Here is a 12670-nt window from a genome sequence, read left to right on the forward strand (position 1 = left end):
TTAATTTGTTGACAAGGAAACAAAACGGAGATATTATTTTGTTGACAAGGAAACGAAATAACGGCTTTTGAGGAGAGGATTTAATGTCCATATTTAGATCACACAATGAACAGAACACAGAACAAACCGTAGATAAACACGCTTTAATATTCGGTCTTATCTCTGTGTTTCTTTGCGGAATAGGCTTCAGCATCATAATGCCTGTCGTCCCATTCTTAGTGCAGACTTATACAAGCAATCCGGGAGAACAAGCTATAGTTGTTACGCTGCTGACCTCTGTTTATGCCCTCTGCGTGTTTTTTGCGGCCCCCGTACTTGGGGCTTTGAGCGACAAATATGGCCGTCGTCCCTTGCTCTTAGTATGCCTTTTGGGTTCCGCAATCGGGTACTTCATTTTTGGCATAGGCGGAGCTCTATGGGTACTATTTGCCGGGCGCATAATAGAAGGTATAACAGGCGGGAGCATAAGCACGATTTTCGCATATTTTGCAGACATCATTCCTCCAGAGCAGAGAACCAAATACTTTGGATGGGTGAGTGCGGTTGTAGGTGTAGGCACCGTAATTGGCCCAACTCTAGGCGGATTACTTGCCAAGTTTGGTTATGCTGTACCCATGTATTTTGGAGCAATAATAACTTTATTGAATGTTGTTTATGGATTCTTTTTTATGCCTGAGAGCCTTGGCAAGAATAATAGACTGAAAGAGATTACCTTTGTTAGACTGAATCCATTTACACAGCTTGCTAACCTGCTTTCCACGAAAAACTTAAAAAGGCTACTTGTCTCGGCGTTTTTACTTTGGATACCCAACGGATCTTTACAGGCGGTTTTATCCCAATTTACAATGGATACTTTCAGTTGGAAGCCTGCACTAATCGGTCTTGTGTTTTCAATTATGGGCGCCCAAGACATCGTTTCACAAGGTTTCATAATGCCAAAGCTTTTGACAAAACTTAGTGATAAACAGATAGCAGTTCTTGGAATGATTTCAGAGATTGTAGGCTACAGTCTTATTGCGCTATCTGCTTTGTTCTCACTCTATCCTCTTTTTATCGCTGGCATGTTTATATTTGGTTTTGGTGATTCGATCTTTGGGCCTTCATTTAATGGGATGCTCTCCAAGTCTGCCGATTCTAGTGAACAAGGAAGGATTCAAGGGGGGAGCCAATCTATTCAGGCTTTAGCAAGAATGATTGGGCCTGTCATTGGAGGTCAAATCTATGTATCACTTGGGTCTGCCGCACCCGCTTTTATGGGTATGATCCTTATAGCAGCGGCAATACCAGTTTTATATAAGAGAACGCAGGTGAATATGTAAAAAACATAAAATAATAGGGTTTCAGAACTCAGGGACAAGTTCTGAAACCCTATTGGTCTACAGTCTGAAACACCCTGCATGTTTAAGGGTGTTTTTCTTATTTTCGTGCTCAGGCAAACCCGGCGGTTTGAGTATAAGCCGTCTGTTAAGTCTCGATCAGCAACAGGATGATCGAGGACAGCGACAGGCACACGCTGACCAGATAAAGCACGGCAACAACCTGCTTCTGGTTAAGACCGGCCTTGAGCAGGCGGTAATGCACCTGGGTGGCGTCGGCCTGATAGATCGATTTGCCTTGAATGAAGCGTTTGACGACGACAAAGATATTATCAAAAATCGGCACGCCAAGCGCTAAAATCGGGATGAACAACGACAGCACCGTTGCCTGCTTGAACGCGCCGTCCAGCGCAATCACGGCCAGAATGAAGCCGAGGAAGGTGGCGCCTGCGTCGCCCATGAAGATTTTGGCTGGTGCCTTGTTGTAGCGCAGATAGGCAAGTGTAACTCCGACGAGAGCAATGGCCATGATTGCGGAAGTAGATTGCCCTTTGGTCACAGCGACAATAAACAGAGTGACTGCCGAAATGGCCGTGAGTCCCCCGGCTAATCCATCCATGCCGTCAGAGAAGTTAATGACAGTAGTTACGCCGAAGATCCAGATAATCGTCAGCACGAACTGCAGAATAACCGGCAGGGAGATGTAATCCCCGGAGAACGGATTAATGAACCCGGTAAAGGCATTACCGGAGAGAAAAACAAGGATCGCCGCTGCAATCTGTACGATAAACTTGGGCAGTGCCGGGAAATCCTTGCCCTTGGTTTTGTACCAGTCATCAATGGTGCCTATAGTCAGCAGCAGCACACCGCCGATGAACAGGGCTAGTGTCTCCAGTGAGAAGTCACGGGCAAACAGCAGATATGTAATGAAAAATCCGATAAATATGGCATAGCTGGCTGTCAGAGGGATGGGCTCCCTATGTATTTTGCGTTCGACATCCTGACGGGGCTTGTCCACAAAATCAAGCCGGAAAGCCAGTTTGCTAAGCGGAGGAATCAGCCAATAGACGATGAAAAATGACACCAGAAACGATAAAACGTATAAAATGACAATCACCACCGTTGATTTTTTTAAGCAGGTCTGTCTAAATTATATCGCAGAAGCAGATCGTTTGTCGACGAAACATAAAACTGGAGGGGAATTATGAAATACGAGGTTATTTTATTTGATGCCGATGATACGCTGTTTGACTATGGAATGGCGGAAGGACAGGCTTTTCTAAATGTGTTTGCCCATTTCGGGCTGCCGGCGGGGGCGGAGGAATATGCGGCCAGCTACCGCGAGATCAATCAGGCGCTGTGGAAGGATCTGGAGCAGGGGCTGATTACCTCGGCAGCGCTCAGGGTGGAACGGTTCAACCGGTTGTTTGCGCGCCACAAGCTCGAATACAGTCCGGAGGCCTTCAGCGAAGTCTACTTGCGTTTTTTGGGTGAGGGGACCTATTTGATTCAGGGGGCGGTGGAACTGTGCGGCGAGCTCACCGGCTGCAGACTTGCGATTATCACGAATGGAATCAAAGATGTGCAGTTGTCCAGAATTCAAGGTTCGCCACTCTGCAATACGTTTGAGCAGATTATTATTTCCGAGGAGGCAGGCTCGCAGAAGCCGGAGCCCGGGATTTTCGATTATGCTTTTGCCAAACTTGGGATTACGGATAAGGGAAAAGTATTGATTGTGGGCGATTCTTTGACATCGGATATCCAGGGCGGAATGAATTACGGGATCGACACCTGCTGGTTCAATCCGTTGGAGAAAGCCAATGAAGCGGGGATTAAGCCTACATATGAAATCCGGGATCTGTCCGAGCTTCTTGGAATTATCGCCTGAAGTTGGAGACTTAGCAGGTTGAAAAGCTCTCCCGGTGTTAAATAGTATTAAGACGCAAAATTCAATTTCACATCATTCTAATATACGGGAGAGGATTGCTATGAATAAAAAATGGCTGATTGCCACAATTGTAGCCGGCATGGCCGTAACCGGTTCTGCTGGCGTATACGCAGGAAGTAAATTGCAGCAGATCAAGGCTTACTTGAATCATGGACTCGGTATTGTTGTGGACGGAACTCCCTACTGGCTGAAGGATGCCAACGGCAAAACCTTGGCTCCAATCACCTATGAGGGGACGACGTATTTGCCGATCCGCTCCATCGCAGATGCCCTGGACGTGCCTGTTGCCTATGATGCGGTTAATTCCAAAGTGAGAATCGGCAGCGGGGCCGAAACTGGAGCAGCGTCAGGAAGCACTGGCAGCTCTGGAAGCACCGGAGGTACTGCGGGTTCCGGGAACTCCGGCAGCGGCACAAGTACTCCGGCGGCGGGTGTGAAGCGGCCTGCTAATCTGCCGAAGGATTTTCCGATTCCGGCAGATGCCGTGGTTACAACAACTTTGGATACGGATTCGGGCGGAGTCATGAAGGCCTCCTTTACTTATATGACCCAGGAGACATTGGCTACGATGGGGTTCGTGTATAGTGAATATGCCCGGATTAAACGGTCGGAAAATGCATCAGAGACGGTAACTGCAACAACTGTGAAGATTACCGGCAAACTGGGCGGAATCAGCCCGGTCTCCATCTCAGGCCGACCTTCTACAGCACAGCCCGGCTATAACGTTTTCACCGTTACCTGGTCGGAAATCTAAATATCCAGCTGTAGAATTCAGCAGTATGAACAAAGCCGCATTCACAGAGAATGCGGCTTTGTTATATAAGAGGCGTGCCTCAGTATTTAAAAACTAACAGACAGCCGGCTTAAGATTGCTGGCGGGTATCAAGCGGCTTCAGATGAGCTTCAATCTGTGCGCGCTTCGATTCCAAAAACGGCGGCAGGGCAAGCGATTCACCCAGATGCTCAAGCGGTTCGTCCGTGGCAAAGCCCGGACCGTCCGTAGCCAGCTCGAACAATATGCCATTAGGCTCGCGGAAGTAGAGGGAGCGGAAGTAGAAGCGGTCAACGAACCCGGAATTGGGCAGCTGTACTGTGCGGATGCGCTCGATCCATTGCTTTAATTCCTCTTCGTTGTCCACGCGGAAGGCCACATGGTGTACACCGCCCCGTCCGAGATGTTCCTGGGGAAGGTCATTGCGTTCCTCCAAATGCACCTCTGTGCCGGAACCGCCTTCTCCGGTTTCATATACAATGATGTCCGGCTGCCCGGCTGCGGGCGAAGGATAGCTGCCTTTGCGGCGGAAGCCAAGCAGATCTTCCAGCACCAAGGCAGTGTGTTCCGCTGTTTCAACGGTTAAATGTGCGGGGCCCAGACCGACAATGGCATGCTCTGCCGGAACAGGACTCTTGTCCCAGGGCTTGCCGCCGGGCACGCCCTGATTGTTCTCGTCCGAGACCAGATTGAAACGCTGTCCCTCAGGATCACGGAAGGCCAATGTCTTGCGGCCGCCCCGCTCAGTGATTTCATCATGCTCTACGCTGAACTCGGTTAAACGCTGTTTCCAATAATCAAGCGCCTTATCATCCGGCACACGCAGTGAAAGGGCAGAGATGCTGTTATTGCCGTCACGGTTGCGTCCAGCATTCGGAAGCTCGAAGAAAGTCAATTCTGTCCCCGGATTGCCCAGCTCATCCCCGTAGAACAAATGATACACGGAGATGTCATCTTGGTTTACGGTCTTTTTAATCAGGCGCAGACCAAGCACTTCGGTATAAAATTTGAAATTTTCCGGTGCTTTCTTTGTAATCGCGGATACGTGGTGAAGTCCTTTTAATGTTAAACTCATGGTATATTACCTCCTGTTAGTTGACTAAGCATGTATTGGAATCGTTCGGTTCATATGGAAATCGGATAGAACACAACGGCGAGTATACAGATTTGAACTTTTGTGAATATTATTAAGTTACTATAATTTTATCAGTTAATAACCTAATTTGCAATAGAGGATTTATGATCTGTACAATTTCGTGAAGGAGAGAAGCAAAAATGCACACCAAAACAGGCTTGTTTGAACAGTTGAAGGCACTTGAAATCAACCCGTCGGGGACACTGCTCGTTCATTCTTCGTTAAAAAGCATCGGTGAGGTGCAGGGAGGTGCAGACACGGTACTGGATGTGCTCAGTGAGTATATGAAGGACGGGCTGCTTGTGCTGCCGACACACACCTGGTCGTATATTAATGCCACTAATCCGCGATTTGATGTATTAAACTCCCCTGTCTGCGTCGGGATTTTGCCGGAATTGTTCCGCCGCCGTCCGGGAGTGATCCGTTCCTGGCATCCGACCCATTCCGTGGCCGCCCTGGGCAAGGATGCGCAGGCGTTCATTGCCGGAGAGGAAAGCCGGGATACGCCTTGCTCACGGGATTCAGTCTATGGTAAGCTGCTCGACCGCAAAGCCGACATTATGCTGCTTGGCGTCGATTTACGGCGGAATACGTTCATCCATGGCATCGAGGAATGGGTGGATATTCCCGGCAGAATGACCGATGACCATGAGCTGCTCTACACGGTTACGCCCGAAGGCGAAGAAATCGCCGTTCCTTCCCGCAGACATTGCGGACTGTCCTGGTCGCAGCATTTTTGGAAGGTGGAGCAGGTGCTTCAAGCGGGCGGTGCTTTACGCAAGGGCAGCTTTGGGGATGCCGTGGCAATGATCTGCGGCACAGTAGAAACAACTGAAATCCTAAGCCGGATGCTGGCTGTGAATCCCGATCTCTTCTCGGATAACGAACCGCTGAACGGCGAAGCAGTGCCAGAGGCGCTGCCGAAGACCAAGCGTCAGATCCCTTGATGACTGCATAGTGGCTGAAAAACCTTTGTCTGTGGATTTCAACCGCGATCTTAAGTTCAAACTATATAGCAGTTGACATCATCTGGAATAACATGGTAAGCTGGCAACAAATTTACGGGTCGGAATGGGCCAGGGGGGTGCAGGAACAATGATGATACTCAATCGCTTTGAACAGAATGATCAAACAGGCTTCAGCGAGAGAATTCTATCCGGTGATGAGCCATCATTTGTCTCCTATAGTGACGATACGATTGTATTGCGCAGCTCCCCCTTGCTCGGCAGTATGCAGGCATAACCTGCAACTGTGCACAGAGTTTTTGGGAACCCAGGCTGCGTATCTCGCAGCCTTTTTCTTTGGCCTTTTGACGGCTGGGGGAAGAGGCGGAGGGACGCAGTCTTTTTGTAAATATAAAATTTTATATGCTTCACGCTATAAATTATCCTTCTATTTCTCGCTGAAACGGATACCGTCCTTTTGAGGAAGGCAAAGCCGTTTCCACTTATGTATGAGCTAGCTTACCCTATATTTAAGCATTCCAGCACGGTTGAACCCATTCGTGAAAGGAGAGAGAACCATGAACGCAAAGATGAGTTGGCATGAACAATTTATAAAAAAACAGAGTCAGGAAAAGAAACAGGAGCAACCGCAACCGCTACAGCTATTGCAGCCGCAGGATCCCGCCTGCCCGCTATATGCTGTTCATCGAGATGAGCGTTATGTTTACTTGTCCGGCGACATCTATCTTCCCGGTATCTCTCCTGCGAGGCGTAAGACAAGGGGGATTCCGATTGTAGAGCGCAGCATGGCTGCGCCGCTGCAGCTATGAGGAACAAGAGATGAGGCTGCCGGATTACGCTGGATTTTGCTGCTCCTGAAGAGGACGGCGAACCGTGTGAACCGGCAGTTTTTAATTTTTGGGCAGAAAAAAAGCTTTACGTTCAGGAGGAGAATGAAATGAATTGGAACAGCAAAACCCATGGCGGCAATCATTATGAGCTGGAGCTTCCGCACGGAGCGCTGCATGTGTTCGCCAACAAGGAAATTTACGGATCGTTTGAAGACAAAATCTTTGAGATGGCTGATAACAACCTGCGGATTCCGCGCAATAAGTATATGGGTTACACCCCTGATGCGCATGTGGGCGTAGGAACCTGCATCGGCACCACGGCAGTCTGGAACATGAAGGACGGTATGGTCTCCCCTTCGATTGTCGGCGTGGATATCGGCTGCGGGATGCGGGTCCACACCACACCGCTGCACAAGAGGGATTTGCAGGACAAAGCGGTCCGCCGCAAGCTGATTGAAGCGATAGAAAAGTATGTGCCGACGAACGAGCGCGTCAACAGCAACTATGCCGACATCGACATTATGGAGGTTGTGCGAAATGGTCTAAATGGCCTGCCCGGCAAATATATTCCTTCGCCGCAGTGGATCACACATGTGGAGGAAAGTAATTTCCGCTATGACCATGCGGCGCTGGAGCAGCTGCCGCCCAAAATCCGCAAGAACGCCCACGGACAGCTTGGGACACTGGGCAGCGGCAACCACTTTTGCGAGATTCAATATCTGGAGATTGCCGAGGAGCATAAGGAGCTGGCGGCGAAGTGGGGGCTGTTTGACGGCGGGGTTGTCGTGATGATTCATTCCGGCTCCCGGGCCTGGGGCGCAATGGTGGGCCGGGAGCATACGAAAACCATTAAGGAAGCGATGCATCTGTGGGGCGTAAGTAATCCTGATCCGAACCTGAATTACGCGCCGATCAGCAGCCGGGAAGGGCAGGTCTACCTGAACCTGATGTACTCTGCGCTGAATTTCGCCGTAACCAACCGGCATATGATCGCTTTCGGGGTGCAGGAAGCTTTCCGGGAACTGTACGGGCCGCAGTTTGAAATGCCGGTGCTGTATGATCTGATGCATAACTACGCGCTGAAGGAATTCCACCGCGGCCAGCCGATGCTGGTGCACCGTAAAGGGGCAACCCGTGCGTTGCCCCCAGGCCATTTCCTTAACACACCTGTGTATAAGGAAACAGGACATCCCGCACTGATTCCCGGCTCCATGGGTACCTCCTCGTACATCATGCTCGGGCGGGAGGAAGGCTTGAAGAACTTCTACTCCATTTGCCACGGCGCGGGAAGAGTGCGCTCCAGAAGAGCTACCCGGCTGGCAGTGACAGTTGATGAGTTCAGCCAGTCGCTGAAGGTGGGCACGGAGGAGGAGATCATCGTCAACCACCGTTCCCTGGAGACGATTCTGGATGAATGCCCGCAAGCCTATAAGGATGTGGACCAGATCATCGACAGCATTACGGGGGCGGATTTAGCCGATGTGGTCGCGAAGTGCAAGCCGATGGCTGTGATTAAAGGAATTTAGCTTTATTAATGAGGTACTTACAAATTATAATAGATTTGGGTATTTACGATCTGCGTGCTTAGCGGGGATTTCTGATGATCCCGCAGTGCCCGCCATTGTATGGCCGGGTATACTGCAGAGCAGATCCGGGACTTATCCTCCTTCGGGGTTCGAATCCCCATCGCCTTATAAGCGACTTTGGTAAAATTTGAGCATTGCACATGAGTAGACCTTTGCCGGAGATTCTCGGCCTGTCCTTCGGGCAGGTGCCGGAAGCGCTGCTATGCAGCCGGCGGATACCGGAGCCGGGAACGGGCACGGATAGAGGGCCAGGCATTGCATAACTCTTCAGGCTGCAGGCGGGCCAAGATGTTATGCCGTGAACCTTTCCTTCGAGAACTTGCCCCTCCCGCTCCTTAAGACCGGCTCCGCAGCCGCAGCCGGGAGAATCTCCTTGCCGGGGTCGACGGTCAGAGGAACCGCCTCAAGTCAGAGAATCAAGGCGGATTCGGGAGGAACTAATGTTAAATAAAATCACGATTGCTGCCGATGAACGCGGACTACTGTTCAAGAAAGGCAGCTACGACAAATATTTAGAGCCCGGTACATACTGGTTGACAGGCTTTACAGATCAGAAAATCGAAAAGTTGAAATTAAGCGAGCCGTTCAGCGTCCCCGGCAAAGCGTTGAAAGTTTTCATGCAGGACGAAGCGCTGCTGCGTGACCTGGAGATTGTGAACGTAACGGATTATGAATATGTGCTGCATTATGAGGACGAAAGATTCCGAACCTTGCTTCCTCCCGGCCAGCATGCTTTCTGGACGAAGCTCAGCACACACCGGTTCATCCGCGCCGATAGCCGCCAGCCGGAGATTCCGGCGGAGATTGACCGCTCCATCCTGCCGTGTTTTCCATATGCGATTCAGAGCTTTGAGGTAGCCGCACATGAACTCGGCATTCTTTATTTCAATAATGTGCTGCAGCAGGAGCTGCCTCCGGGTAAATATGATTTCTGGAAAGGTCCGGTGAAGGTGGCGGTAAAGACCGTTGACCTGCGCCAGCAGCAAATGGATATGACCGGTCAGGAGATGCTGACAGAGGATAAGGTTAGCCTCCGGCTCAATTTTGTCTGCCAGTATTCGATTGTGAATCCGCAGCGGACGCTGGCGATCAAATCGGTGGAGGAACAAATGTATATCAGCCTGCAGCTTTTGCTCCGTGAATACGTCGGCAGTCTGAAGCTCGATGATCTGCTGCGGATGAAGCAGGAGGTGGGGGCTTTTGTACTCTCCCGGCTGCAGGAGCAGAGTGAAGGGTATGGCGTACAGTTCCATTCTGCCGGAGTGAAGGATATTATTCTGCCGGGAGAGATCAAGGATATTCTCAATACCGTGCTGCTGGCAGAGAAGAAGGCACAGGCCAATCTGATCACCCGGCGTGAAGAAACAGCCTCCACCCGCAGTCTGCTGAACACGGCAAAGCTGATGGACGAGAACAAAACGCTATACCGTCTGAAGGAGCTTGAGTTTCTGGAGAAAATCAGTGAGCGAATCGGCAATGTCTCTTTGGTCGGCGGAGGTACGCTGGCGGAAAGGCTCGGCCAGCTGCTGATCCATGACGGTGACGGGAAGCAGTAGTACGGCCTTTTTATTCTGCATTTTCATTTCAAACTTAAGTTCTGCCGCACAATCTGGCTAGTCCCTATCAATGTATGGTATATTATTCTCACAAAAAACAAAGTAAGGAGATTGGAAATGGAAAAAACATTGATCTTTGGACACAAAAATCCGGATACGGATACGATTTGTTCAGCAATTGCTTATGCGGCACTGAAAAAAGAACTGGGCTGGGATGCCGAGCCGGTTCGTCTGGGAGAAGTAAGCGGCGAGACGCAATTTGCGCTCGATCAATTTGGAGTGGCAGCTCCGCGTCTGGTAGAGAATGTGGCAGGCGAAGCTAAACAGGTCATTCTGGTTGACCATAATGAACGGCAGCAAAGTGCAAATGATATTGATCAGGTGCGGGTTGTCGAGGTTATCGACCACCACCGGATCGCCAACTTTGAAACGGCTCATCCGCTGTACTACCGTGCCGAGCCGGTTGGCTGCACAGCAACAATCCTGAACAAGCTGTACAAAGAAAACGGAGTAGCGATTCCGAAGGAAATCGCCGGTCTGATGTTGTCTGCCATTATCTCCGATTCTTTGCTGTTCAAATCGCCAACCTGCACAGAAGAAGATGTGGCAGCTGCGCGTGAGCTGGCTGAAATTGCCGGTGTGGATGCAGACAGCTACGGACTTTCCATGCTTAAAGCCGGAGCAGACCTCAGCGACAAGAGCATTGCACAACTGATTTCCCTGGATGCCAAGGAATTCAAAATGGGTGAATACAAAGTGGAAATTGCCCAGGTAAATGCGGTGGACGTGAACGATGTGCTCTCCAAGCAGGTAGAGCTGGAAGCCGCGCTGAATACGATCATTGCTGACAAAGGACTTGATCTGTTCCTGTTCGTTGTTACAGATATCCTGAACAACGATTCCGTAGGTTTGGCTCTGGGCCGCGTTGCAGGTGCTGTAGAGCAGGCTTATAATGTAAAGCTGGAAGATAACAAAGCCATTCTGAAGGGTGTAGTTTCCCGCAAATCGCAAATCGTGCCAGTGCTTACTGAAACGATTGCCAAGCTGTAACAACAATTGCATGGAAGACTGGACGTTGTCCTGTTCCTAATCATATGATTTCAGAGAAACCGGCTGTGCCATCCTTAACAGGACGGGTGCAGCCGGTTTTTTTAGCAATGCACATCTGCCGCCGTTTGGATCTACCAAATGTTCGGCTATACTGTTTTCTAATATTATGCAACTAATTGCCCTCTGAAGGGTATAAACAGCATAGTCATAGAGAGGGGGAGCAAGAATGGGGAAGATGAAAAAGAGGGTTTTGGCAGCACTTTGTGTAACGATGATTTCAGGCGGAACCATGCTTTATGCCGCGCCCGGCAAACCGGATATAGCGGTCTATTTGAACAATGTGCTGCAAAAACAAGCTGGATTATCAGTTGAAGGAGAGACCTATCTGCCGGCCCAGCAGCTGGTTGGGGGGCTGCAGGCGCTTATGTTCTGGGACGAATCCGCCAAGGCTGTCCGTGTCTATAAGCCGAATGTTAACATAGCGTTGCTTGATGATCAGGGGAAGATCTTTGGAAAGGTCAGAAGTGGTGTCAGCAACAAATTTTCGGTCTTGGTGCAGGTGGACAGCCTGAAGACCGATATATCGGATTTGAAAATAATCATCAGCGATCCGGAGGGTAAAACAGAAAATATTGATGCCGCATCGGTCAAGGACAAGAAGGACAGCTTCTGGTTCAAATCCGCTGAATTCTCCAGCACCTTTAATGCAAAGGGAAACTATAAGATCCAGGTGTATTTGAAGGATACTACTTCCAAGGAATGGGCGGTTGTTTCTGAAATCCAAATCTCTACAATCTAAACGAAACGTACGGATATCCAGGAATTTCCGGTTCCGCGAACGGCCAAGCTCTCCCGAGATCGTATTGCGATGCCGGCAGGGCTTTCTCTTTGCCAAAATTGGGGATGGGCTCTATACTAAGCTTACATGAATGTGGCGAAAGGAGCGGGAATAATGACAAAAACGCGAAACAGCGGAGCTCTTCAATATAAATCGTTTGGACTGGTATTGCAGGCGCTTGTGATCCTGGCGAAAAAAGGCGACACCTGTTCAAGCTGCGAGATCGCCGAGCTTCTCTCGTCGGAGGCAACGCTGTTGAGACGCACGATGGCGAAGCTGACCAGAGAGCATATTCTGGTGACCCGGGAAGGCAGGGATGGCGGATATTTGCTGAACCGTGCCCCGGAGGAGCTGACGCTTGCGGAAATATACCTGGCGCTGGAAGTGGGGGAATCCCGCAATAAAGCGGTAAAAGATACGATGTGCATCAATGCTTTTGGAGAGCAGATGAAGGCGGCCTGCGGAGATGTTTTGGAGGAAATGGATCGCAGTGTGCTTAACGTGCTGGAGCAGTATACGCTTGCCGATATGGTGCGCAAAGCAGGTTATTGACAGGATTCATTTATTTGAATTATACTGTGCATATTAAAATACAGTTAAACGCATCATGATGAGTTGCCGCAGGGAGAGTATTTTTTTTTGCTTTTAACTGTGTGTTAATAAACACAGAATAT

Annotated in this window: 14 protein-coding genes; 12 read left to right on the forward strand and 2 right to left on the reverse strand. The window is 49.8% G+C overall.

From position 1 onward, the window contains the following. Nucleotides 1–83: 83 nt before the first annotated feature. Nucleotides 84–1319: an MFS transporter gene (locus MHI45_RS23965; RefSeq protein ID WP_076110021.1), complete on the forward strand. Its 1236-nt coding sequence runs from the start codon at nt 84–86 to the stop codon at nt 1317–1319. A gap of 145 nt (nt 1320–1464) precedes the next feature. On the opposite strand, the gene MHI45_RS23970 is transcribed toward MHI45_RS23965, so the two are convergent. Beyond that, on the reverse strand, nt 1465–2424 hold the full coding sequence (locus MHI45_RS23970; RefSeq protein ID WP_179091714.1) for an MraY family glycosyltransferase: 960 nt from the start codon (nt 2422–2424) through the stop codon (nt 1465–1467). A gap of 96 nt (nt 2425–2520) precedes the next feature. Here MHI45_RS23970 and MHI45_RS23975 point away from each other — a divergent pair, with 96 nt between their 5' ends. Then, complete coding sequence (locus MHI45_RS23975) at nt 2521–3204, forward strand: YjjG family noncanonical pyrimidine nucleotidase (RefSeq protein WP_076110020.1); 684 nt, start codon at nt 2521–2523, stop codon at nt 3202–3204. Nucleotides 3205–3304: 100 nt separating this feature from the next. Beyond that, entirely contained in the window at nt 3305–4018 is a 714-nt protein-coding gene (locus tag MHI45_RS23980) for a hypothetical protein (protein ID WP_340894636.1), read from the forward strand. Between the two features lie 109 nt (nt 4019–4127). Here the strand turns inward: MHI45_RS23980 and MHI45_RS23985 are convergent, their stop codons facing one another. After that, nucleotides 4128–5111, reverse strand: a complete 984-nt coding sequence (locus tag MHI45_RS23985) for a ring-cleaving dioxygenase (RefSeq protein ID WP_076110018.1) — start codon at nt 5109–5111, stop codon at nt 4128–4130. A gap of 200 nt (nt 5112–5311) precedes the next feature. Between MHI45_RS23985 and MHI45_RS23990 the strand changes: the two genes are divergently transcribed. The 9 genes from MHI45_RS23990 to MHI45_RS24030 all read left to right on the forward strand — a co-directional run bounded on the left by MHI45_RS23990 (nt 5312) and on the right by MHI45_RS24030 (nt 12548). Beyond that, nucleotides 5312–6118: an AAC(3) family N-acetyltransferase gene (locus MHI45_RS23990; protein WP_340894634.1), complete on the forward strand. Its 807-nt coding sequence runs from the start codon at nt 5312–5314 to the stop codon at nt 6116–6118. Nucleotides 6119–6266: 148 nt separating this feature from the next. Further along, complete coding sequence (locus MHI45_RS23995) at nt 6267–6413, forward strand: hypothetical protein (RefSeq protein ID WP_156130815.1); 147 nt, start codon at nt 6267–6269, stop codon at nt 6411–6413. Nucleotides 6414–6693: 280 nt separating this feature from the next. Beyond that, nucleotides 6694–6945 carry a hypothetical protein gene (locus tag MHI45_RS24000; RefSeq protein WP_341119527.1) on the forward strand — a complete coding sequence of 84 codons (252 nt, stop codon included), beginning with the start codon at nt 6694–6696 and terminating at the stop codon, nt 6943–6945. A 128-nt stretch (nt 6946–7073) separates the two neighbouring features. After that, the gene (locus tag MHI45_RS24005; RefSeq protein ID WP_341119530.1) at nt 7074–8492 is read left to right on the forward strand and encodes an RtcB family protein; all 1419 of its coding nucleotides are present in this window, start codon (nt 7074–7076) and stop codon (nt 8490–8492) included. 200 nt (nt 8493–8692) lie between these two features. Beyond that, nucleotides 8693–8815, forward strand: coding sequence for a hypothetical protein (locus tag MHI45_RS24010; RefSeq protein ID WP_269322465.1), 123 nt, complete (start codon nt 8693–8695; stop codon nt 8813–8815). A gap of 177 nt (nt 8816–8992) precedes the next feature. Further along, nucleotides 8993–10108 carry a slipin family protein gene (locus tag MHI45_RS24015; protein ID WP_341119532.1) on the forward strand — a complete coding sequence of 372 codons (1116 nt, stop codon included), beginning with the start codon at nt 8993–8995 and terminating at the stop codon, nt 10106–10108. 117 nt (nt 10109–10225) lie between these two features. Next, nucleotides 10226–11158 carry a manganese-dependent inorganic pyrophosphatase gene (locus MHI45_RS24020; RefSeq protein WP_341119534.1) on the forward strand — a complete coding sequence of 311 codons (933 nt, stop codon included), beginning with the start codon at nt 10226–10228 and terminating at the stop codon, nt 11156–11158. Nucleotides 11159–11384: 226 nt separating this feature from the next. Further along, a complete protein-coding gene (locus MHI45_RS24025) occupies nt 11385–11957 on the forward strand; it encodes a copper amine oxidase (RefSeq protein ID WP_340894622.1) in 573 nt (190 codons plus the stop codon). Between the two features lie 153 nt (nt 11958–12110). Next, nucleotides 12111–12548, forward strand: a complete 438-nt coding sequence (locus MHI45_RS24030) for an RrF2 family transcriptional regulator (protein WP_340894621.1) — start codon at nt 12111–12113, stop codon at nt 12546–12548. The last annotated feature ends 122 nt before the right edge of the window (nt 12549–12670 follow it).

The sequence above is a fragment of the Paenibacillus sp. FSL H3-0321 genome (genome assembly GCF_038002865.1).
Taxonomy (GTDB): domain Bacteria; phylum Bacillota; class Bacilli; order Paenibacillales; family Paenibacillaceae; genus Paenibacillus_AQ.